This window comes from Candidatus Pelagibacter sp. PS_40 (assembly GCF_059417765.1).
Genome location: NZ_CM182064.1, coordinates 466,280 through 488,458, shown reverse-complemented (window position 1 = coordinate 488,458; position 22,179 = coordinate 466,280). Strand labels below are relative to the sequence as shown.

22 protein-coding genes and 1 pseudogene are annotated in these 22,179 nt (G+C 26.9%); 7 read left to right on the top strand and 16 right to left on the bottom strand.

All coding sequences use genetic code 11. The features are described 5' to 3' along the window. Window positions 1-8 precede the first annotated feature (8 nt). From AC5SLW_RS02615 to AC5SLW_RS02605, 3 genes are all read right to left on the bottom strand, one after another. A complete protein-coding gene (locus tag AC5SLW_RS02615) occupies window positions 9-1,907 on the bottom strand; it encodes a TolC family protein (RefSeq protein ID WP_494575656.1) in 1,899 nt (632 codons plus the stop codon). Window positions 1,908-2,011: 104 nt separating this feature from the next. Then, window positions 2,012-2,311 carry a preprotein translocase subunit SecG gene (gene secG / locus AC5SLW_RS02610; protein ID WP_006996993.1) on the bottom strand — a complete coding sequence of 100 codons (300 nt, stop codon included), beginning with the start codon at window positions 2,309-2,311 and terminating at the stop codon, window positions 2,012-2,014. A 5-nt stretch (window positions 2,312-2,316) separates the two neighbouring features. After that, window positions 2,317-3,057, bottom strand: a complete 741-nt coding sequence (locus AC5SLW_RS02605) for a triose-phosphate isomerase (protein ID WP_006996994.1) — start codon at window positions 3,055-3,057, stop codon at window positions 2,317-2,319. A 56-nt stretch (window positions 3,058-3,113) separates the two neighbouring features. Between AC5SLW_RS02605 and AC5SLW_RS02600 the strand changes: the two genes are divergently transcribed. The 7 genes from AC5SLW_RS02600 to gltX all read left to right on the top strand — a co-directional run bounded on the left by AC5SLW_RS02600 (window position 3,114) and on the right by gltX (window position 10,526). Beyond that, window positions 3,114-4,535 (top strand): SurA N-terminal domain-containing protein, encoded by a 1,422-nt coding sequence (locus tag AC5SLW_RS02600; RefSeq protein ID WP_494575654.1) that lies wholly within the window; start codon window positions 3,114-3,116, stop codon window positions 4,533-4,535. After that, window positions 4,535-5,989: an anthranilate synthase component I gene (gene trpE / locus AC5SLW_RS02595; protein ID WP_494575652.1), complete on the top strand. Its 1,455-nt coding sequence runs from the start codon at window positions 4,535-4,537 to the stop codon at window positions 5,987-5,989. The genes AC5SLW_RS02600 and trpE overlap by 1 nt, the downstream gene beginning before the upstream one ends. Further along, window positions 5,989-6,564, top strand: coding sequence for an aminodeoxychorismate/anthranilate synthase component II (locus AC5SLW_RS02590; RefSeq protein ID WP_018414084.1), 576 nt, complete (start codon window positions 5,989-5,991; stop codon window positions 6,562-6,564). The genes trpE and AC5SLW_RS02590 overlap by 1 nt, the downstream gene beginning before the upstream one ends. Further along, window positions 6,561-7,553 (top strand): anthranilate phosphoribosyltransferase, encoded by a 993-nt coding sequence (gene trpD / locus AC5SLW_RS02585; RefSeq protein ID WP_027306563.1) that lies wholly within the window; start codon window positions 6,561-6,563, stop codon window positions 7,551-7,553. Before AC5SLW_RS02590 ends, trpD begins: the two co-directional genes overlap by 4 nt. Continuing rightward, complete coding sequence (locus AC5SLW_RS02580; protein WP_006996999.1) at window positions 7,546-8,337, top strand: indole-3-glycerol phosphate synthase TrpC; 792 nt, start codon at window positions 7,546-7,548, stop codon at window positions 8,335-8,337. The genes trpD and AC5SLW_RS02580 overlap by 8 nt, the downstream gene beginning before the upstream one ends. A gap of 88 nt (window positions 8,338-8,425) precedes the next feature. Then, on the top strand, window positions 8,426-9,103 hold the full coding sequence (gene lexA / locus AC5SLW_RS02575) for a transcriptional repressor LexA (protein ID WP_020169370.1): 678 nt from the start codon (window positions 8,426-8,428) through the stop codon (window positions 9,101-9,103). A gap of 22 nt (window positions 9,104-9,125) precedes the next feature. Continuing rightward, a complete protein-coding gene (gene gltX, locus AC5SLW_RS02570; RefSeq protein ID WP_494575649.1) occupies window positions 9,126-10,526 on the top strand; it encodes a glutamate--tRNA ligase in 1,401 nt (466 codons plus the stop codon). On the opposite strand, the gene lpxB is transcribed toward gltX, so the two are convergent. The 13 genes and pseudogenes from lpxB to rpsB all read right to left on the bottom strand — a co-directional run bounded on the left by lpxB (window position 10,503) and on the right by rpsB (window position 22,179). Continuing rightward, on the bottom strand, window positions 10,503-11,639 hold the full coding sequence (gene lpxB, locus AC5SLW_RS02565; RefSeq protein WP_494575647.1) for a lipid-A-disaccharide synthase: 1,137 nt from the start codon (window positions 11,637-11,639) through the stop codon (window positions 10,503-10,505). The genes gltX and lpxB overlap by 24 nt on opposite strands. Further along, on the bottom strand, window positions 11,636-12,421 hold the full coding sequence (lpxI, locus tag AC5SLW_RS02560; RefSeq protein ID WP_494575645.1) for a UDP-2,3-diacylglucosamine diphosphatase LpxI domain-containing protein: 786 nt from the start codon (window positions 12,419-12,421) through the stop codon (window positions 11,636-11,638). Before lpxI ends, lpxB begins: the two co-directional genes overlap by 4 nt. Window position 12,422: 1 nt before the next feature. Next, the gene (gene lpxA / locus AC5SLW_RS02555; RefSeq protein WP_011282036.1) at window positions 12,423-13,205 is read right to left on the bottom strand and encodes an acyl-ACP--UDP-N-acetylglucosamine O-acyltransferase; all 783 of its coding nucleotides are present in this window, start codon (window positions 13,203-13,205) and stop codon (window positions 12,423-12,425) included. Beyond that, window positions 13,202-14,182: a UDP-3-O-(3-hydroxymyristoyl)glucosamine N-acyltransferase gene (gene lpxD / locus AC5SLW_RS02550; RefSeq protein WP_494575643.1), complete on the bottom strand. Its 981-nt coding sequence runs from the start codon at window positions 14,180-14,182 to the stop codon at window positions 13,202-13,204. The genes lpxA and lpxD overlap by 4 nt, the downstream gene beginning before the upstream one ends. A gap of 52 nt (window positions 14,183-14,234) precedes the next feature. Beyond that, window positions 14,235-14,675 (bottom strand): 3-hydroxyacyl-ACP dehydratase FabZ, encoded by a 441-nt coding sequence (fabZ, locus tag AC5SLW_RS02545; RefSeq protein WP_018414078.1) that lies wholly within the window; start codon window positions 14,673-14,675, stop codon window positions 14,235-14,237. A gap of 5 nt (window positions 14,676-14,680) precedes the next feature. Next, window positions 14,681-15,205: an OmpH family outer membrane protein gene (locus tag AC5SLW_RS02540; RefSeq protein ID WP_494575641.1), complete on the bottom strand. Its 525-nt coding sequence runs from the start codon at window positions 15,203-15,205 to the stop codon at window positions 14,681-14,683. After that, window positions 15,205-17,442 carry an outer membrane protein assembly factor BamA gene (gene bamA, locus AC5SLW_RS02535; protein WP_494575639.1) on the bottom strand — a complete coding sequence of 746 codons (2,238 nt, stop codon included), beginning with the start codon at window positions 17,440-17,442 and terminating at the stop codon, window positions 15,205-15,207. The genes AC5SLW_RS02540 and bamA overlap by 1 nt, the downstream gene beginning before the upstream one ends. Before the next feature lie 7 nt (window positions 17,443-17,449). Beyond that, window positions 17,450-18,616: a 1-deoxy-D-xylulose-5-phosphate reductoisomerase gene (locus AC5SLW_RS02530; protein ID WP_494575637.1), complete on the bottom strand. Its 1,167-nt coding sequence runs from the start codon at window positions 18,614-18,616 to the stop codon at window positions 17,450-17,452. Between the two features lies 1 nt (window position 18,617). After that, complete coding sequence (locus AC5SLW_RS02525) at window positions 18,618-19,280, bottom strand: phosphatidate cytidylyltransferase (protein ID WP_494575635.1); 663 nt, start codon at window positions 19,278-19,280, stop codon at window positions 18,618-18,620. Further along, window positions 19,280-19,956 (bottom strand): annotated as a pseudogene (gene uppS / locus AC5SLW_RS02520) (polyprenyl diphosphate synthase). The gene AC5SLW_RS02525 and the pseudogene uppS overlap by 1 nt, the downstream one beginning before the upstream one ends. After that, on the bottom strand, window positions 19,953-20,504 hold the full coding sequence (gene frr, locus AC5SLW_RS02515; RefSeq protein WP_006997012.1) for a ribosome recycling factor: 552 nt from the start codon (window positions 20,502-20,504) through the stop codon (window positions 19,953-19,955). Before frr ends, uppS begins: the two are co-directional and overlap by 4 nt. Further along, entirely contained in the window at window positions 20,505-21,356 is an 852-nt protein-coding gene (gene tsf / locus AC5SLW_RS02510; RefSeq protein ID WP_494575633.1) for a translation elongation factor Ts, read from the bottom strand. It abuts the gene before it with no gap. A gap of 1 nt (window position 21,357) precedes the next feature. Next, window positions 21,358-22,179 carry a 30S ribosomal protein S2 gene (gene rpsB / locus AC5SLW_RS02505; RefSeq protein WP_494575631.1) on the bottom strand — a complete coding sequence of 274 codons (822 nt, stop codon included), beginning with the start codon at window positions 22,177-22,179 and terminating at the stop codon, window positions 21,358-21,360.

The window sequence follows — 22,179 nt, the reverse complement described above, 5'->3', positions numbered from 1 at the left end:
TCCTTAATTTATTGGATTTTTGAAGCTTTAACTATTTCAGCTTTTTCTTTTAATGTGGTACCTATTATTTTTGCTAAATCTTTTTGGCTCTTTAAAATTGGATCCACTATCAAAGTAAATTGATCATCAACTGTAGAATTGATATTTTTTGCATTAACAATAAGATCTATTTCATGAATGTCACCTTTTAGTACCGAGTCTATTAAAAACGCTCTTTGCGTTGGTAAAAAATCTATCCAACTAGGTAATGGTTGATCATTTGCTAATCTTGCTGAATATTGTACAGAACCTTGACCTTCAAGTTTGAACGTTTTATCTGAAAATTCAAATTTTTTATAATTTTCATCAAATTGTTTAGCAACTGGATTTTGTTTTTGAATAGGTTCTGTTACTTTTGCAATGTATTTTTTACCTAAACCACTAAATTTATTCTTAATTTCATATGCAAATAATTCCGTACCCCCTACTATGGTGTCTCTGGTGGTAATATCAATTCCAACTGAGGTATAAACTTGTGCAATTGAATGTTGCATTTTAGAAAATGAAATATCTCTTCTTAGTTCAGCAACAAGAGTACCTGCTTCTTCTCTAATTAATTCTAACTCACCAAATCTTGCAATTTTTTGTGCGTTTCGAACTTGGTCGGCAATTTTTGTTGAGACTTTTAAATAACGTTCAGCCGTATCATATTCTTCCATGCTCATTTGAAAATCAATATTTGCTAAATGAACTTGTGATAAAATAGCCATAGATAAAGCAAGACGTTGTTCTTTAATAATTTCTGTATTTGCCTCATTCATTTTCTTGATCGATGGTGCTCTAAAGACGTTTAATAAGTTTGCGCCAACTGAAGAACCAAATTCAAAATTTGATTTATTTTGTAGATAATCATTTGAAGAACTTGTGAAAGCTGCGTTAATATTAAAATTAGGTAACAATGATCTTAATCCAACTTTGGTTTCAGCAACGGATATTCTTTCTTGATATCGATTTTCCAATAACTCTGCTCTGCTAACCAAAGCATGTTTTTCCATGTTTTTTAAATCCATGTCTAAAATATTGATAGGCTGATTGGTTGCTACCAATTTATAGCTTTGATTGGGTAACAATCCCATTAAGGTTCCTAATTCAATTTTAGAATTAATTAAAGTTTGTCTTTGTGTAATTAAAGCTCTCTTTATATCTAGCAATTCTTTTTGATACAAAAGTGCATCCATTGGTTTTTGTAGCAACATCTCTTCTATTTTTTGAGAGTCGCTTAAAGCTATTTTTACTTTTTTAATTAAAGGATCGTATTTTTGAATTAACTTATCTGCAGAAAGAGCATTCCAATAAGATCGAATAACTTCTTTTGCAATATTGTTAGCTGATTTTTTTTCTATCTCTTTTGCAATTAAAAATCGATCGCTTGTTTGCCCTGCTCTGATATAAGACAAACCAAAATCAAGTGCGTTCCAAGCAAAACCTATATCTTGATCAACAACATCTCTATTTCGTGATGTAGAGTATGTAGACCCTTTGGATGCTGCTATATCATTATTTCCAACAGTTGCACTTGTGGATGATTGATAATTGTCACTTCCAGAATAACCTGCATTAGCTGACATGGTTGGTAACATGTCAAACTTTACGTCTTTCAATTGACGGTCCGCTAATGCGGTTTCGAATAATTTTACTTTTAAATCTTTGTTATTTTCGATTGCAAGGGCGATCGCTGTATATAAATCAATGTCTAAGTTTTTTTGTAATATTTCATTTTGCTTTCTAATTTTTGAAATTTTTTCAATATCTTCATCAGCAGATTTCTTTAAAAAATCAAAAGAAAATGGCAATGGGCCTCTATTGGCGCACGAAGCCAACAAGCTAAGGCTTAAGATTAATACAATTTTTATAATTTTTTGGTACACGAACTCTTTATAAATCATTAGAAATATTCTAATAAAGGTTGAGTGACCAGTTTGGGGTTTTAAAGGGAAAAAAGTATTTATTTCTTAAACTTTTTTTTAATTTTTTAATTATTTTCAGGAATTGAAGGTGTATCACTAGACTTTTCTTCAATGATATCCAAAACTGATTCAGTAGGTGTTAACTCACCTCTAGATATAATTGTTAAAGCTAAGCTACAAATTATAAATAAAGTTGCAACTACTGCAGTAGCCTTCCCCATAAAATTACCTGCAGATCTGGAAAGCATAAAATTATCCTGAGAGACACCTATGCCAAGAGCACCACCTTCTGATTTTTGTACAAGTATCAAAAGTACAAGTATTGTTGCTAGCACTAAGTTGACTACTAATAAAATATTTTCCATGTGGCTTAACTATACGTTTTTTTGACTATATCAATAAATTTTTTAGCACTTTGAGATGCACCACCAATCAAAAAACCATCAATATTATTAATTTTTTTTAAGTTTGTAATATTTTCAGGGTTGACTGAACCTCCATATAAAACTTTTGGCAATTTATCTCTAAATTTACTTTTAATAAATTCTATAGTTTTAAAAAGATCATATGATTTTGGTATAATGCCACTGCCAATAGCCCAAACAGGCTCATAAGCAATAAAAATATTAGATTTATTTTTAATATTTTTTAGACCAATTTTAATTTGTTTAGATAAAATTGAACGTGTCTTTTTTTTTCTTTTTTCACTTAAAGTTTCACCAATACAAAAAATAACTTTTAATTTAGCTTCGAGAGCACTTTTTATTTTTAGATTAATTAGTTTATCACTCTCACCTTGTTTTCTATTTTCAGAATGACCAATAATTACAAAATGCGCACCAATGTTTTTTAACATACGGGAATTAACATGGCCAGTGTGAGCACCATAATCTTTGCTTTCATGACAATTTTGTCCACCAATACCAATTTGACAATTATTAAATTTTTTAGCAAAAGAACTTATTAAAGTATTTGGGGGGCAGTAAATTAATCTACCTCCCTTTATTTCTTTAGATTTTGAAAATCTAATAACTTTATCCAATGTATTTAAAGAAGATAAATTCCCATACATTTTCCAATTAGCTACAAAATACATATATTTATTTGTCATAATGAAAAATTTAATCTATAGCTTGGTATTTTAAAGATCAATAAATTAATGAAGTAATGATAAATCCTTTTAAAAATTTTTCTAAAAAGAAAATTGGTGGTCTACTACTAATTTTTGTAATTATAGTAGCTTTTGGTTTTGGTGGTTTTGGTGGAGGATTTAGCACTGGCAATCAAAACAACATAGCTAAGATAAATAATACTAATATTTCTACACAAGATTTTATGGATTATTTAAATGAAACGGGATTAAGCCAACAGGTAATTAAAGAAAATATCGATAAAAATATTATAGAAGAACTTTTATCTACATTAGTATCCACGACTCTTCTTGATCTTGAAATAGAAGAACTTAATCTTTCAATCACAGAAGACGTATTGATTAGAAAAATTAAAAATAATAAAAATTTCCATGATGAAAATGGATTATTTCAAAGAACATTATATGAAAAATTTTTATTAACAAATAATTCTTCTGCAGCCATGTTTGAAATACGCTTGAAAAATAATGAACTTCAAAAACAATTATTTACCTACATAAGTGGTGGAACAAAATCACCAGAATTTTTAATTAATAAATTTTATAAAGAAAATAACAAAAAATTAGATATCGAATATATCGATCTAAGTACCTTTTATAAAAAAAAGGAAATGTTTACAGATAACGATATTAAGTTTTTCGTTGAAGAAAATGCAGAAAAATTAAAACAAGATTATATTGATTTCTCTTTTGTTGAAATTAGCCCAAAAAACTTACTAGGTATTGATGATTTTAATCAAGCATTTTTTGATAAAATTGACGATATAGAAAACCAAATATCAAAAAATATTGACTTTAAAACTATAGTTAAAAATTTGAATATTTCCCCTACCGAAGTTAACTCATACATAAATCTTGATAATAAAAAAATAATAGAAAATATGATCTATAATTCAAGAGAAGATAAAATTGAAATTCTTGAAAATAATGGTGCTTATATTTTTTACAATATAAATAATTCAATCTCTAAATTGCCAGATCTTGAAAATCCTATAATTAAAGAACAAATTACAAATCTTCTATTTCAAAAAGAAAAGTTAGAATTTAATAAAAATATTTTAGAAAAAATTAATAAAAAAACATTCAATCAAGTGTCATTTGATGAGTTTGGTAAAAACAATATAAAAGAAATTAAGCTAGATTCTATAAATGATACTAAAAAATTTGAGACAAACTCAATTCAAATACTCTATTCTCTTCCTATTAATTCTTTTACATTAATTGCAAACAATGAAAATGATGTGTTTATTGCAAAGACTATAAAATACGAAGAAAAAAACATTAACAAAAATTCTGCTAATTTTGGAAAAATATCTTCTGAAGAGGGAGCTCAAAGTAAAAATAATATTTTAAAATCATATGATTTATTTTTAAATAACAGATACCAAGTTGTTGTGAATGAAAAAACACTTGAGCGAGTTAAAAATTATTTTAAATAATGTTAAACAGAAACTTTAATGATTTTAAGTTTCAACATAAAAGAAACAAAAATCAAATCCTCTACACCACTAGGAAAATAAGAAATGATGACGAAATCCTAAATCTAATAGATAATTTTCTTATAGAAAAAAATAGTTTTGTTTTTGAATCCGTAGAAAAGGGGGAAATAAGAGGTAGATACACTATTTTTGGTAAAAACCCTGATAAAATTTGGGAGTTCAATAATAATAATTCATATTTAGTTACAAACAAAACTAAAAAAAGAATTAAAGGAAAACCTGAAAAAATTATAGAAAAGATAATTGAAGAATTTAAATTTAAGATACCATCAGGGCTTCCTCCTATTAGTTCATTAATTTCTGGTTATTTTTCTTATGATTCAATTAGATACATAGAAAAAATTCCAAACAAATGTAGAGATGATTTAAAACTACCTGATGTAAGGCTTTTAAGACCAAGGGTGTTAGTTGTCCACGATAACTTGAAAAAAAAGATTTTTTATATTGTTAATATCTTTAAGGATGAAAAAATTACAAACTATAAGAATAAATACCTTGAAATTGAAAAACAAATAAATGAATTATTAATTCAAGCTTCTCTCCAAAAAAAAGATTTTAATAAAGCCATTGTCAAAAATATAAAAATTAAATCTAATACAACCAAAAATAAGTTTTTAAAGATGGTAAACAAAGCTAAAAAATACATAAAAATTGGAGATATTTTTCAAGTCGTCTTAAGTCAAAGGTTTGAAGCTAAATTGTCTAAAAGACCATTAGAAATTTATAAAAAACTTAGAATTACTAACCCATCTCCATTTATGTATTTTTTTAATTTTGATGATTTTCAAATTATAGGCGCTAGTCCAGAAATTTTAGTAAGACTAAGAGATAACAAGATTACTGTTAGACCAATTGCTGGAACTAGACCTAGGGGTAAAGATTTAAAAGAGGATAACTTTTTTGCAAAAGATTTGCTTAAAGATAAAAAAGAACTTTCTGAACATTTGATGCTACTTGACTTGGGCAGAAATGATGCTGGTAAAGTTTCTAAAATAGGAACTGTTAAAGTTACAGATAGTTTTATGATCGAGAAATACTCTCATGTAATGCATATAGTTTCCAATGTGATGGGTGCTTATAATAATAAAATTTCAAAATTTAAATCACTACTTGCTGGATTTCCTGCAGGGACTGTTTCTGGTGCACCTAAAATTAGAGCTATGGAAATTATTGATGAGCTAGAAACCACTAAAAGAAAAGTATATGCTGGGGGTATAGGTTATTTTTCTGCGAATGGTGAGTTTGACACATGCATTGCATTAAGAACTGCTGTTGTAAAAAATAAAAAATTTTATGTCCAAGCTGGTGCAGGAATAGTAGCTGACAGTAATCCAATTAAAGAATACGAAGAAACTGTTAATAAAGCCAAAGCTTTAATGAATGCATTAAAATAATGAAAATTTTATTAATAGATAACTATGATAGTTTTACATTTAACTTATATCACTATGTATCATCACTAGGCGTTAAAGTTGATGTGGTTAGAAATGATAAAATCACCCATACACAAATACTAAAAATTAAATATGACAAAATTATTATATCACCAGGACCAGGTAATCCAAATCAATCAGGAAATTGTATTAAAATAGTAAAAGCACTTTATAGAAAAATACCAATTCTTGGAGTATGTTTAGGTCATCAAATTATTGGCCAAGTTTTCGGTTCAAAAATTATTCAAGCAAAAAAGTTAATGCATGGGAAAACTAGTTTTATAAAATCAAAAAAAATAGGTATACTTAAAAATCTTCCCTCTAAATTTGAAGCTACAAGGTATCACAGTCTTATAGTTGATAAAAAAACGTTATCTGATCATCTTGAAATTACTGCAGAAACTGAAGATGGAATTATCATGGGCATAATGCATAAAAAATATAATATTCACGGTGTTCAATTTCACCCTGAAAGTATAAAAACTACCATTGGAATTAAAATATTAAAAAATTTTATTAATTACAAAAGTAAATGAAAGTTTTCATAGATAAATTAAAAGATAAACAAGACTTATCGTTCAATGAAAGCAAAAATGCTTTTGAAATACTAATGGATGGTAAAGCATCAGATGATGAGATATTTGATTTTTTAACTCTACTTTCATCTAAAGGTGAGAGCTCAGATGAAATTGCTGGAGGGGTTTTTGTTTTAAGAGATAAATCTAAAAGAGTTAACGTTAATGACTGTATTGATACATGTGGAACGGGTGGAGACGGTATGAACACACTTAATATTTCAACCGCTTCAGCACTACTTCTATCTAGTATGGGGATAAAAGTTGCAAAACATGGCAATAAAGCTGTTTCCTCTAAATGTGGTTCAGGAGATGTTTTGGAAGCTTTAAATATAAAGATAGATTTAGAGCCTAAAGATATTGAGGAACAAATTGAAAAAAATAACTTTGGTTTTATGTTTGCACCTAACTATCACAGTGCAATGAGATTTGTTGGTCCTACTCGAAAAAAAATAGGAAAAAGAACAATTTTTAATATGATTGGTCCCTTAAGTAGTCCTGCACTAGTTAACAGGCAAGTAATTGGTGTTTTTGATAAAAAACTATTAAAAATTTTTGCTAATGCTTTGAATAATTTAGATATTAAATTTGCCTGGATTGTAAATAGTGAAGATGGATTAGATGAAATATCACCCTATTCAAAAACTAATGTTGTTCAATTAAAAGATGGTAAAATTTCTGAAATATTAATTGATCCTATAAAACTAAATATAGGTGCAAATAAATTTGAAGATTTACTTGGTGATGATGCAAAATTTAACGCAAATAAAATGTTAGATATATTCAAAGGTGAGGATAATGATTTTTCAAAGGCTGTTTGTTTAAATGCTGCAGCAGGTCTTATCGTTTCAGAAAAATATACAATTTTTATTGAAGCTTATAACGAAGCAAGAACACATATATTGTCAGGAAAAACATACAATGACTTAAAGGAAATTCAAAATGTCTAAAGATGTACTAGAGGAAATTATTAAAAAAAAAATTGAAAAAGTTGATTTATTAAAAAAATCAATTTCATTAAATTTTTTAAATGAACAAATAGATCAAAATAAATCATTTATTAACTTTAAAGATAAAATTCAAAACAACATTGATAATAATAAAATCTCTCTAATTGCAGAAATAAAAAAGGCAAGCCCATCTGCTGGTATTATAATTGATGATTATAACCCTATAGAAATAGCAAAAATCTACAATAACAATAAAGCAACATGTTTATCAATTCTTACTGAAGAAGATTTCTTTTTGGGCAGCCTAAGTGACATTAGTAAAGTGAAAGAAAAAATAAATTTACCTGTTTTATGTAAAGATTTTTTTATTGATAAATTTCAAGTACCTCTTGCAAAAAGTTATGGTGCGGATGCAATATTAATTATATTAGCTGGTGTCTCTGACGACCTTGCTAATGAATTATATGAAGAAGCAATGAGACTTAATATGTCAATAATTGTTGAGGTCCATACAATTGGAGAAGCCGAAAAAGCTCTTAACTTTAAAGAAGCATTAATTGGAATAAATAATAGAAATCTTAAAACTTTAAAAACAGATCTTAATACAACTTATGATATCTATAACGTCTTAAGTAATCACTCCTCCCCTTTAATTTCTGAAAGCGGCATTAAAACAAAGGAAGAACTTCTTTCTTTAGAGAACAAAACAGAAATAAAAACTTTTTTAATTGGTGAATCACTTTTAAAAAATTTAAATAAAAATTCTATTTTTTCTGTTCTTTAGTAAAATAAGCCCTTATTTTAAACATTTTTTAGCTATTGCAGAATTAAAAGAACACTTGTAGAACAGATTTTGTACTTTATTTGTTCTTATGCTAACTAAAAAACAAAAAAACCTGCTTTTATTCATCAACAAAAAGTTGAGAGCCTCAGGTGTATCTCCTTCATACGAAGAAATGAAAGACTCTTTAAATTTAAAGTCTAAGTCAGGAATACACAGATTAATAAGTGCCTTAGAAGAAAGAGGTTTTATTAGAAGGTTGGCTCATAAAGCTAGAGCTTTAGAAGTTATAAAACTTCCTGAAACAGCTTCTGCTAATGATATTTACAATAGCTTTTCACCTAGTGTTATCAAGGGTGGTCTAGATACAGAAAATACTAACTTAAATGAAATGGAAATACCTGTATTAGGTAGTATAGCAGCAGGAACACCTGTGGAGGCAATACAAAATGAAGTTTCTCGTATACCTCTGCCAAACAATCTTGAAAAAAATGGTCAATATTTTGGTCTAAAAGTTCAGGGTGATTCAATGATTGAAGCTGGTATTAATGAAGGTGATACTGTTATCATAAAAAGATCTGACACTGCTGATAATGGTAAAATTGTAGTAGCTTTAATAGATGAACACGAGGCAATGTTGAAAAGAATTAGAAGAAAAGGAAAAACTGTAGCGCTTGAAAGTGCTAATAGAAACTATGAAACCAAAATATTTGGTCCAGATAGAGTAAAAGTTCAAGGTGTTCTTGTATCTTTATATAGAAACTTCTAAGAAAATAGTCTAAAAATCATTGATGTCAAAAGTAGCAACAAGATTTGCTCCCTCTCCTACTGGAGCTCTTCATATTGGTGGTGTAAGAACTGCCTTATTCAATTGGCTATATTCTAAAAATAAAAACGGGACCTTTCATTTAAGAATTGAAGATACAGACAAGGAAAGATCTAAAGATGAACACAAAATTCAAATTATCAAGTCTTTAAAATGGATTGGCATTGATCATGATGGTGATGAATACATTCAATCAACTAAAATTAATGATCATGTAAATGTAGCTAATGAACTGCTTAAAAATGGACATGCTTATAAATGTTATTGTTCAAGTGATGAAATAGAAGAGCAAAAAAAACGAGCAAGACAAAAAAAACTTCCTTATGTTTACAATAGAAAATGTAGAGATCTTCAAGAGACTAATGCACCTACAATTATCAAACCAGTAATTAGATTTAAAAGTAAAATTGAAGGAACTTCAGTACTAAAAGATTTGGTGCAAGGAGATGTTGAAATTGAGAATACTACAATAGAGGATTTTATAATATTAAGAAATGATGGAACGCCGACATACAACCTTTCAGCTACTGTGGATGATCATCAAATGAAAATGACACATATAATTAGAGGTGATGATCATAAAATTAATACATTTAAACAAATACAAATATATTTAGCAATGAGTTGGGATCTTCCTAATTTTGCACATATTCCATTAATCCATACTATTGAAGGAAAAAAACTATCAAAAAGAGACAATGCATCAACATTGGACGATTACTCTAAAATAGGAATAATGCCTGATGCTTTAAGAAATTACTTGTTAAGATTAGGCTGGTCTTATCAGGATAAAGAAATATTTACACTAAAAGAAAGCATTGAACTCTTTAATTTAGAAGGAATTGGTAAGTCTCCATCAAAACTAGATATGAGCAGAATATTATCATTGAATGAACATTATATAAAAACTATTAATGAAAATGAACTTTACGATCATCTTGTAAAATATTGTGAAATTTATAAAGAAAAAATTAAACCTGAAAAAGAAACAAAAATTAAACCTTCATTAATCTTTCTTAAGAATAAAGCAAAAACATTAGAAGATATATTTAATAATGCTAAATATATAATTTTTGATGATGTGAAATTTGAAGATAAAGATTTAGAATTAATTGATGATAAAGCAAAAAGTATCATAAAAGAGTTTAAGGAAAAACTAATTTCAATAAATACATTAAATAAAGAAACACTTGAACCCATAGTTAACGATTTAATAAAAAAATATGAAACTAATTTTAAAGGTGTAGGTCAGCCCCTAAGAATTGCTTTAACAGGATCAAAATTTGGTCCTGGCCTGTATGATATAATTATTTCTTTGGGGAATGAAGAAGTGGAACGAAGATTAGGAAACAAGATAATTATTTAAGATTAAAGCTGCTTCACTTGATGAAGAAGATTTTGACTTAATTCCCTCTAAAGTTTTTTTACAATCAACTAATTGTTTTTCAATTAACTCTGGGTTTTTAAGAAAATATGTAACAGTTTTATATATCTCTTCAGCATTACATTCTTTTTGTAATAATTCAGGTATCACCTCCTTGTCATTAATAATATTAATGATGTTTGCGAATCTAACATTAACTAATAATTTAAATATCATAAAATTTATAAAACCTAATTTATAAATAATTATTGAAGGAATATTTGCACTAGAAATTTGAAGTGAAATTGTACCTGATTTAGAGACTGCAAAGATTGAATTAGATAAAACCTGATCTTTAATATCTTCATCTGAAATTATATCTATATTATCTAAATTAGTTTTTTTTACTTTATTGATTATAAATTCTTTATTTTCGTCTGTTGCATGAAAAACAAATAAATGATCAAGTTTTTTTTTGTTCATCAATTTAATAAAATTTAATAAAATTGGTAAAAGAACACTTGTTTCTGATTTTCTACTACCTGGGAATAAGGATATAATTTTTTTATCTTTAGAAATTAAATTATCTAATGATGTGATTATATTGTCTTTTTTTTCAATTAAGGGATGCCCAACAAAAGTATTTTTAATATTTTCTTCATCAAAATATTTTTTTTCAAAATTAAATAATAAAAGTATGTGATCAATAAATTTTTTAATTTTTTTAACTCTATTTTTTCTCCAAACCCATACCTGAGGAGCAACATAATGAATTATCTTTATGTTGTGATTGATATTCTTTACTTTTTCAGCAACTCTTAATGTGAAATCAGGACTATCAACACTAAATAAGATATCAGGATTAAATTTTATAATTTCCTCAACAGTTTTGTTAATTTTTTTTCTAATTTTGAAGATATTAAACAGCACACTAGTAAAACCAAGATATGTAATCTCTTTGAGATCAAATATAGATTTAATTCCTAATTTTTTAATATGTGTTCCACCTACTGACAAATATTCAATATTTGGATTATTAATTTTGAGTTTAGAAATAACTGTTGAGGCTAATTTATCACCAGAGGGTTCGCCCGTTAAAATAAAAATTTTTTTCATATAATCTTAACAAAAATCTTATTTTTATTAGCAAATGCTATACATTTAGTTTTATCTAAAAATATATTTTTTTTAGATCTTAACACTATTCCTTTTAGTCCATATTTTTTACAATCCTTTAGAGTTTGAAGGCCAATAGTTGGTAAATCCATTCTTAAATCCTGTTTTTTTTTAGGTAGCTTAATTAATATTCCCTCAGATTTTTTCTTTAATTTTGATAACATTTTCTTTGTTCCCTGCTGGTCTTCAATAGCTAGAATAGTATTATTTTTAACAATGATTGCTTGAACGTGGTCTAGACTTTTTAGTTTATTAAAGTAAGCAATTCCTTTTTTAATAGAGTTAATGTCACTCTTATTAGCTTTCAATTTAGTATAATTTCCTCTTTTAACCGTTAGTTCAGGGTTAAAAAAGACAGAACTAAGAACTTCTATTTTTTCATTATCTAAAATTTTTATTATAGCTTTAATAATTGCTGCATCACCTAATTTTGCTGCTTTTAAGATACTGGGCATATAATAAATACCTTTAAGGTCCAATCTTAATGTTGAAAATTTTGGTTTTGCAATTTTACCTGCAAATAAAACTTTTTTTGATTTTTTTTCTTTAATTAAATCTATTATTTTACCAAACTTACCAATGCTTATTCGATTAGAGTTTATATCGTTTTTAAATTTATTATTTTTTGAAAAATCAATAATAAAATATCTTTTATTTAATTTTTTTATATTTTTAAGAACAGCTTCTGAAAAATCTGTATCTCCTAAAAATAGTCCAATCATTTTATTTTGAAAATGGTGTACAAATAGGTCTTTTTTTATCTTTCTCTAAAAAATTCACTACCTCTAATACAAGCTCGTTCTTTTTAAAATCTTGATCTAGTTTGATTAAATTTTGAGTTAAATTCTCATCCTTAAAAATTTCTTTATAGGCATCACTTAAATTTAAAATTTTTTTATTTGGAATATTCTTTCTTCTTAAACCTATTAAATTTAATCCTTGTAATACACTTCGATTACCATGAGCAATTCCGTAGGGTATGACGTCTCTTACAACACCACACATTCCTCCTATCATTGCTGACCTTCCAACTCTAGTAAACTGCTGTACAGCTGAATTACCTCCTATTATGACATTACTTTCTATATGAGCATGTCCTCCTAAAGGAACGTTGTTAGCTAGAATAACGTTATCTTCGACTAAACAATCATGTGCTATATGTGAAGAAACCATAAATAAACAGTTATTTCCTACTTTAGTTATTCCACCACCGCCAGCAGTTCCGGGGTTAATGGTTACATATTCTCTAATTTTATTGTTGTCACCAATTTCAAGCTTCGTTTCTTCACCTGCAAATTTTAAATCTTGAGGATCATTTCCAATTGATGCAAATGAATAGATCTTATTATTAGTTCCAATTTTGGTATGTCCAACAATACTTACATGTGATTGTATTATGGAATTTTCTCCTATTTCAACATTGGGACCTATTAAAGCGTAAGCTCCAATACTAACATTGGCACTAATTTTAGCTTTTGGATCAATAATTGCTGTTTTATGTATCATTTACTTTCTTTTAAAAAATCTCTAATATTTTTTGCAGGATATCCCATTACTTTTGAATTATCCTTGATGTTTTTTATCACTCCACTACCACCTGCTATTTCAACATTATTGCCAATAGTTAAATGACCAGAAATCCCAGCTTGTCCACCAATTCGAACGTTGTTGCCAATGATGGAGCTACCAGCAATTCCTACTTGACCTGCTATAATTGAATTGTCTCCAATTTTAACATTATGAGCAATATGAATTTGATTATCTAAAAATGAATTTTTTCCAATAACAGTATTAGACATAGAACCTCTATCAATAGTGCAACCACAACCAATTTCAGAATTTTCACCAATTATTACAATTCCAATATGTGGATATCTTAAATTTTTTTTAGTAACAGGAAAAAAACCAAACCCATGTTTACCAATAACGCAATTATCTAAAACTGTAACGTTATTATCAATTAATGTGTTTCTTATAATAACATTTGATCCTATTGAGCAATTATCACCAATTGAAACATTCTGTTCAATAATAGTATTATGTCCAATTAAACAATTAGATCCAAGGGTAACATTGTCACCAATTAAAACATTATTTCCACATTTTACTTTATCTTTAAATTTTGTTTCAGTTATATTTCTAGCTGTATAATCAAAGTTATCATTAATTGAAGTAGGATAAAACTTTGATGTAACTTTAGAAGTTGAAACCAAAACATTCTCAACAATTAATGGTGTGCAGCTCTTTGGTAATTCGTCTTTTAAAATCTCAGTTGTTAAACAAAAAGAGGCTTTGGTATTTTTTGCAAAATTTTTATATTTTTTAGAATGAAAAAAAGTAATGTCATTTTTTTTTGATGTAAGTAGATCTTTAATATCATTAATTTCTTGATCATTATCAATATTAAGGTCATCAAGGTTTATTAATTGTAAAATATCAGATATATTAAGGGGACCATTATTTTTAAAAAAAGGATTAATCACAAATCCTTTTTACCAAAGCTAATTAAGCTGTGTTATCAAGATTTGTTGCTGATTATTTCTTATCAACAATAGTAGCTGACCATTGAGCATCAGCCATTTTTTTTCCATCAACAAAGGCATCACCTTTATATTTCCAAACCCTACCATGAGTTCTGATCGCTTGAATTTTTAATTCTAGTTTACAATCAGGTATTACAGGATTTCTAAATCTTGCTTTTTCTATACCCATTAAAAAAACTAACTTATTATCATATGTTTCTTTATCTAAACCATGAGCCGTTAATGCTGCAGCAGCCTGACCGAATGCTTCTACAATTAAAACGCCTGGCATAACAGGGTTATCAGGGAAATGACCTTGAACGAAAAAGCTATCTTTTTTAACATAAACAATAGCTGTGGCAGAAGATAGTTTTTCAATATCGTGCAACTCATCAATTAGTAACATTGGCTCCCTATGAGGTAGCAAATTAGCAATTTGTTTTTTATCTAGCATTTTATTTACTCATTAATTTTAAATTCTTTAACTTCGGAATTAACAATTTTAATAACTTCGTCTGTAATGTCTAGTTGTGTTTTAGCAACAACTAAATCCTTTTTTTGTAAAATAATAGCTATTTCTTTGTCATTTGAAAATTTAACTAAAATCGGATTAATCAATTTTAAAAGATTGTTGGTATTATCTATTTTTAATTTATTAAAATCAGATAACATTTTATTTCTATTTTGATTGTAGTTATTAATCTCAGATTTCAGTTCATTAACCTTATTTTTAAAATCATTTTCAGATATAATATTTTTTTGAGAAATCAACTTTGTTTCTTTTTCTTTGAATTTTTTTTCTTCCTCATTTAAAAATTTCAAATTTTTTTTATTAAGATCTGTTAATTGTTTTAAAATTGAAGAGCCTGCATTAGATGTTGAAATAACTTTATCCATATCTATGAATGCTATTTTTTGTTCAGAATAAACTGAGTTAGTATAAAACAAAAAAAAAACTAAAAATAATGAGAGTAGTTTTTTCATTAAAAAGTCGTACCCAAATTAAACCTGAAAGATTCAGTTATATCATTTTTACCTTTGGTAATAGGTTCAGATAAAGAAAAACTTAGAGGACCAATTGGCGTGAGGTAATCTAAAGCAATTCCTATTGATGATCTAATTTTACTTTCATCACTTAATGATGAACTATAATCTATACCCCAGACATTTGCTGCATCAAAAAAAATAGAAAAATTAGTATTCTGTGAATTTGGTAATATTTGAGATAGACTTGTTGCTATATTTATTGAGGTTGCATAATTTCCACCAATAAAATCCGCACCATCTTTTGGACCAACTTTTCCTGACTCAAACCCTCTTAGTTTGCTTGACGGTAAAAACAATCTATCAGAAAGTTTAATATCTTTACCAGCTAAAGAATTTGCAGTTTTACCAAAAAAACCAATCGAAAAAACATTTTCATCTAGCCATTCATTGTAGATTTTATAATCATATGTATTAGTTAAAGTATAACTTTCACTTATTAAAGGAATATTTTGCGAAAACCTACTAATATAACCATCTGAAGTTTTGTATCTTTGGTCTCTCTTATCATAACTAACAGTTTGATTAAAAAAAGTATCAAAATATGATCCTTCTTGTTTTTTCATACTAGCAGAAGCTGTGTTATCGGTTTCTAGTTTCTCAACATACGAAGAAACACCTGTATTCCAATAAAGGTCATCATAAAACTCGAAACCACTTCCAACAGAAAATCCAGTTTTATTTGACTTATAACCAAAATTTTTAAGTCTATCTGTGATCGTGCTTTCCAATGAGGTGCTTAATGATCTGTTAGAGCCCTTATAGTTAGGGTTATTCATTGAAATAATTCCTTTAAGACTTTCATCGCTAACTGAAATATTAGATGCAAACTCTATACCTCTACCAAGAAAATTATTTTCTGAAACACCAAAAGAAACAGTTCCACCATTGGTACCAACACCAGCTCCAGCCATAATTTCACCTGTAGGTTTTTCTTCGACTGTAATATTAATTATTTTTTTATTTTCATTATCAATATTTAGAATTTCAGACTCAACTTTACTAAAAAAATTAAGTCCTCTTAAATTATTTAATGTTCTGGTTTGAAGTAACTCATTAAAAGCATCCCCCTCATCAACTAGAAGGTTATTTCGAATTACTTCTTCACGTGTAACATTATTTCCCAGTATGTTAATTTTATCAACATAGAATTTTTCTGACTCTTCTATATCAAATGTAAGATTGATTAAATTGTCTTTTATACTTTCATTAACTGTAGAATTTAAAAACTCAAATTGTTCATTTAAAACAATTTTATCAATTTCTTTTAAAATATTATCAATAGAATTGAGAGAATAACTTTCTCCTTTAAGCTTTTTAAAAATATTATCTAATTGTTGAAAATTAGCACGATCATAATCTAATGGAAGATTAAGATTGAATTCATTAAAATAAAATTTATTACCAGATGAAATATTATAAATTATTTCAAACTCATCATTGCCAAGATAGTTAGCAAATGACGACTCAATAACAACGTTAAAAAAACCTTTATTCTTATAAAAATTATCTAACAATCTTTTATCATAATTAATTAAATTTTCATTCAAGTATTTCTTGCCAGAAAGAAACTTCCAAAATTTATATTCCTCACTAATAATTATATTCTTTAATGTACTGTCTTTAAATTTTTTATCCCCAATGAATGAAATTTTTGAAATTTTAGATTTTTCACCAAGTTCAATTTGGTAAAGGAGATCAATTTTATTATCCCCTAAATCTTGATAGGAGGATGTGACTTTAGAAAAGTAATAACCATCATCTTTAAGAAAACTTAATATAGCTGCTTCATCTTTTTTAATTAAAGTTGAGTTATAAGATGACCTATTTTTTAAAGATAAAATTTCATACAAAGATTCTTTAGTTTTTTTTCTTTTAATTCCCTCTATTAAAACTGTTTGAATTATTGGATTTTCCAATACATCTATAGTTAGATTATTATTTTCAATTTTAACTGTAACATCTTTAAAAAAACCAGATTTATATAATTTTTTTAAAATTTCATTTATGGAATTTTCGTTTAAAGGTATGTTATCTTGAATTTCTGAAAAAACTAATATTGTTTCATTTGAAATCCTCTCGTTACCATTAATAATGATTTTTTCATAATTTTTTGAGTATGACGAAAATGTCAAAAAAATAGAGAGTAAAATTAATTGAATAAAAAATCTAAACATAGCGAGTTTATACACTCATAGAGCTAATTTTTAAACTTACATAATCACTTAAATTTTGAATTTCATCAATATTTCTGGGCTTCATTGACTTAAATTTATTGAATTCAGGAGTATTACAAATTTTTAACAATGTATTTGATATATCGGTAAATTTAATCTTATTATTTAAAAAAAGTTTCACTAATTTATCATTTGCACTCACAATTATAGTCTCAAATAAAGAATCTTCATTACTCAAATTATTAAGAATTTTAATTACTGGGAATCTAATATTTTCGATTTTTTTAAGGTTTAGATTATTTAAAGTTTTAATATCGATATTCTTAGATTTAAGTTTTTTGTTTGTATTAAAATAAATAGAATTGAATATTGGAATTTTCATATTAGTATCATGAACTAAAAGTTTTGATAAACCATTATTAAATTTTACTATTGCATGTAAGTATGACTTTGGATGAATTAATATTTCAAGTTGTTTATAATTTAGGTTAAAGATCTTTTTTGCTTCTATAATTTCAAAAACTTTATTCATCATTGTAGCAGAGTCGATTGTAATTTTTTTTCCCATCGACCAATTAGGATGTTTTAATGCATCTTTAACTGAAATATCTCTAAATTTTTTTAATGATAAATTTCTAAATGGGCCACCAGAAGCTGTTATGTAAATTTTTTCAAAATTATTTTTTTTATTATTATCTAATAGTGACCAAATAGAAAAATGTTCAGAATCAACTGGTACAAAATATGTTTTATATTTTTTTAAATCTTTTTTAATTAAATTCCATCCACATATGATGGATTCTTTGTTTGCTATCGCTATAGTTTTAGTAAATTTAATAATATCCAAAGTTGGTTTTAATCCCTCAAACCCTGAAATTGCACACATTGAATAATCAATTTTATTTTTTGTACTAAAAATTTTATTTAACGAATCAAAGTTATTAAAAACTTTAACTTTAGCATTTTTCAAAAGTTTGGTTGTAATTAAAAAAGAATTATAATCAGTGACAATTACATTTTTAACATTAAACAATTTAACTTGTTTTATTAATTTCTTATAATCTTTATTTGCTGTGAGTAATTCAATTTTAAAGTTTTTTTGATCATCATTAATAATCTTTAATAATGATGATCCAATAGAGCCTGTAGATCCGAAAATTGCAATTTTTTTCATACTAAATAATTATAAACAAAAAAATTCCAAGTGGTATTGCAAAAATTATTCCATCTATTCTATCTAAAACACCTCCATGGCCAGGTAGTAAATCACTTGTATCTTTAACTTTTGCTTTGCGCTTTAATAGTGAAATGAATAGATCTCCTAATTGAGATGTTAAGGATATAATGATTGTTATTAAAAAAAGATTTACTAATAATTGATCAATTTGAACTTTATAAAAAAAGGGGATCAACAATATAGAGAACATGAAAGAACCAATTGATCCAGAAATTGTTTTATTGGGGCTAATTTTAGTTAGTTTTTTTCCTTTAAATATTTTTCCACAAACAAGCCCTCCTATGTCTGACAGTATTGCAACTAAAACAGAATATAAAAGGTAGATTTTAAGATTAGAATTCTCTGATTCTATAGTAAAAATTAAATAAACTAATCCTGATAAATAAATTAAAGATAAAGCTTTATAAGAGAATCTAAAAAATTTATCCTTTAAAATATTTTTTTTAAAAATTTTTGATATTAATGCATAAAATTCAATCCATGAAATTATTGCTATAATTATTAAAGAAATTATCATTATATACGAGTAAAAAAACATTCCAACTAAAAGGACAATAAGAAGTATTGAGGTTAAAATTCTTTTTTTAATATTTAAGTTCATTAAATTGATCCATAATTTCTTTTAATATTTTTAAATTTGTTCATAATTTTATCAAAATCTTTACCAGTAAAGTCAGGCCATAATTTCTTTTCAAAAAATATCTCAGTGTAAGATAGTTGCCATAGTAAAAAGTTACTTAGTCTATGGGTATTGCCTGTCCTTATTAAAATATCAGGATTCGGAAGATGTTTTGTATATAAATTATTATCTATATTTTTTTCATTTATTGTTATTTTTTTTTTTTAATCTTTTTTATGGTATTAATTAATTCAATTTTCGAACCGTAGTTTAAGGCAATATTAACTTGTAACATTTTTTTATTAAAAGTTTTTTTTTCTGACAATTTAATTAATTTTTTAAGTTTTGGTGGTAATTTATTTAATTCACCAATGAACTTAAGCTTAATATTTTTTTCGATAATTTTATTAATCTTTTTTTGTAAAAAGTTTTCTAATAAATTAAATAAAAAAACGATTTCATTTTTGGGTCTTTTCCAATTTTCAGAAGAGAAAGTATAAAGAGTTAAAAACTTAATTTTATGTTTGATGCAGTGATTAATGATTAGATCAACTGTATTTAAGCCAGCTCTATGACCTGCATTTCTTGATTGTTTATGCTTAACGCCCCATCTACCGTTTCCATCCATGATGATGGCAACATGTTTAATTGGGTTCATATGGTCATTATTTCTTTTTCTTTGGCTTCAACTTTAGTATCTATGATTTTAATATGCTCATCCGTAAATGATTGTACTAATTTTTCATTAATCTTTTCTTCATCTTCACTAATTATTTTTTCTTTAACTAGGTTTTTTAAATCATCATTGGCTTCTCTTCTAATATTTCTAATTGAGATTTTACACTTTTCACCCATAGATTTGATTAATTTTTTAATCTCTGTTCTTCGTTCTTCATTTAAATCTGGTACTGGCAACCTAATTAATTGACCATCAATTTGAGGATTTAAACCTAATTCTGATTTTTTAATTGCAGTATCAACAAGTGGCACATTATTAAGATCCCAAACTTGGATGTTAATTGTTCTGGCATCTGGAGTTGTTATGCTTGATACTTGATTTAAAGGCATTGCTTGACCATAAACATCAACTTTAACAAGATCTAACATCGAGGCATTTGCTCTGCCAGTTCTTAATGATGTTAACTCTTTCTGAAAAACTTCAATGGTTTTATCCATCTTCTGGCTATATGTTTTTTCATTAAACATTTATTCACCTATTTTAATTCTTAGAAAATTGTTAATCTTTAAATCGGGTATGTTTAGTTCTTTTATGATATCTTGAACTTTCTTTTTTGGTTCCATAACCCAGGCTTGTGTTAATAAAGCATTTTCTTCTTTAAATTTATTCATTTTACCTAAACTAATTTTTTGTGCAATCTCCTCGGGTTTTCCTGAGTTTTTTAACTCTTCTGCAACAAGATCCTGTTCTTTTTGAAGAAGATCTTTATCAATCAAATCTGAACTTAGTGCCAAAGGATTTGAAGCTGCAATATGCATTGAAAGTTGTTTACCAAAAGCTTTAACATCTTCACTATCGTTTGAGGTCTCAAGTGAAGTTATGACAGATAGTTTAGACAAATTATCTTTAACTACAGTATGCAAATAATTAAAATTTTTAGAACCTGGTTGGCTAAATGTTTTAGCTTTACCAAGTGTTATCTTTTCTCCCATTTTTGCAATTAATGCAACAAGGCTATCTTCAACTGTTTCTCCATTTGCCATTTTTGATTTATTGAGTTTCTCTAAATCAGATGAATTTTGATTATTCAGCTCACTTAATTCTTTTGCAAAGGATACGAAGTCATCATTTTTAGCAACAAAATCTGTTTCACAATTAATTTCAATAACTGATATTTTATTTTCATCACCTGAAGTCGCAATAACACCTTCTTTAGCATCTCTTGACATTTTTTTTGAAGCTTTAGAAATTCCTTTTACTCTTAAAATTTCAACAGCTTTATCTAAGTCACCTTCAGATTCTTTGATTGCTAAATTACAATCTTTAAATCCAGCACCAGTTGCTTCACGTAATTGTTTTACTTTTTCTATATCACTCATGTTAATTTAGTTTTTCCTTATCTTTTTTTGAAAATTTAGCATCTAACTTTTCTCTATCAATCTCCTGAATAGTTTTTGATGAAGTTTCTTTTGTTTTTGTTTCATCAACATCTGGTTTTTCCACAGATTTAGATGGAGCAGCTTTTTTTGCATTTTCAATAGTTTCTTTTACTAAATTACAATACAAATCAATCGCTCTTCTAGCATCATCGTTACCAGGAATTGGGTAATCAATACCATCAGGATTAGAATTGCTGTCAAGAATAGCACAGATTGGAATACCTAATTTAGAAGCTTCAGCAATAGCTAGAGATTCATAATTAGTATCAATAATAAAAACTAGATCGGGAACCTTTTTCATTTCTGCAATTCCACCTAATGCTCTTTCTAATTTATCTTTTTTAACACTCATCTTTAATAGTTCTTTTTTTGTAAAGCCTCTATTTTCAGCTACAAGATCAGCCTCATATTTTTTCATCTTTTTAATTGATCCTGAGATTGTTCCCCAGTTGGTTAGCATTCCACCTAACCATCTATAGTTTACAAAGTATTGTCCAGTTTCTTTTGCAACTTCAGCAATAGCTTCTGATGCTTGTTTTTTAGTAGATACAAAAAGAATTTTGCCATTATTGGCTATCGTATTGTAAACTTTTTCCAAAGCTACATTGGTTAGTTCTAATGTTTGAGTTAAATCAATAATGTGAATTGAATCTCTTTTTCCAAAAATGTATTTTTTCATCTTTGGGTTCCATCTTAAGGTCTTATGACCTAAATGAACGCCTGCTTCTAATAGTTGTTGGATAGTTAGACTTGGTATTTTCAT

Excerpts from the sequence above, each read along its gene's own strand:
- AC5SLW_RS02605 (WP_006996994.1), bottom strand. The coding sequence starts at position 3,057 with ATGACAAATAAATATATGTATTTTGTAGCTAATTGGAAAATGTATGGG.
- lpxB (WP_494575647.1), bottom strand. The coding sequence starts at position 11,639 with ATGAAAAAAATTTTTATTTTAACGGGCGAACCCTCTGGTGATAAATTA.
- AC5SLW_RS02590 (WP_018414084.1), top strand. The coding sequence starts at position 5,989 with ATGAAAATTTTATTAATAGATAACTATGATAGTTTTACATTTAACTTA.
- AC5SLW_RS02530 (WP_494575637.1), bottom strand. The coding sequence starts at position 18,616 with ATGAAAAAAATTGCAATTTTCGGATCTACAGGCTCTATTGGATCATCA.
- AC5SLW_RS02540 (WP_494575641.1), bottom strand. The coding sequence starts at position 15,205 with ATGAAAAAACTACTCTCATTATTTTTAGTTTTTTTTTTGTTTTATACT.
- lpxI (WP_494575645.1), bottom strand. The coding sequence starts at position 12,421 with ATGATTGGACTATTTTTAGGAGATACAGATTTTTCAGAAGCTGTTCTT.
- AC5SLW_RS02600 (WP_494575654.1), top strand. The coding sequence starts at position 3,114 with ATGATAAATCCTTTTAAAAATTTTTCTAAAAAGAAAATTGGTGGTCTA.
- fabZ (WP_018414078.1), bottom strand. The coding sequence starts at position 14,675 with ATGCTAGATAAAAAACAAATTGCTAATTTGCTACCTCATAGGGAGCCA.
- trpE (WP_494575652.1), top strand. The coding sequence starts at position 4,535 with ATGTTAAACAGAAACTTTAATGATTTTAAGTTTCAACATAAAAGAAAC.
- frr (WP_006997012.1), bottom strand. The coding sequence starts at position 20,504 with ATGTTTAATGAAAAAACATATAGCCAGAAGATGGATAAAACCATTGAA.
- lexA (WP_020169370.1), top strand. The coding sequence starts at position 8,426 with ATGCTAACTAAAAAACAAAAAAACCTGCTTTTATTCATCAACAAAAAG.
- trpD (WP_027306563.1), top strand. The coding sequence starts at position 6,561 with ATGAAAGTTTTCATAGATAAATTAAAAGATAAACAAGACTTATCGTTC.
- rpsB (WP_494575631.1), bottom strand. The coding sequence starts at position 22,179 with ATGAAAATACCAAGTCTAACTATCCAACAACTATTAGAAGCAGGCGTT.
- AC5SLW_RS02525 (WP_494575635.1), bottom strand. The coding sequence starts at position 19,280 with ATGAACTTAAATATTAAAAAAAGAATTTTAACCTCAATACTTCTTATT.
- tsf (WP_494575633.1), bottom strand. The coding sequence starts at position 21,356 with ATGAGTGATATAGAAAAAGTAAAACAATTACGTGAAGCAACTGGTGCT.
- lpxA (WP_011282036.1), bottom strand. The coding sequence starts at position 13,205 with ATGATACATAAAACAGCAATTATTGATCCAAAAGCTAAAATTAGTGCC.
- bamA (WP_494575639.1), bottom strand. The coding sequence starts at position 17,442 with ATGTTTAGATTTTTTATTCAATTAATTTTACTCTCTATTTTTTTGACA.
- gltX (WP_494575649.1), top strand. The coding sequence starts at position 9,126 with ATGTCAAAAGTAGCAACAAGATTTGCTCCCTCTCCTACTGGAGCTCTT.
- AC5SLW_RS02580 (WP_006996999.1), top strand. The coding sequence starts at position 7,546 with ATGTCTAAAGATGTACTAGAGGAAATTATTAAAAAAAAAATTGAAAAA.
- secG (WP_006996993.1), bottom strand. The coding sequence starts at position 2,311 with ATGGAAAATATTTTATTAGTAGTCAACTTAGTGCTAGCAACAATACTT.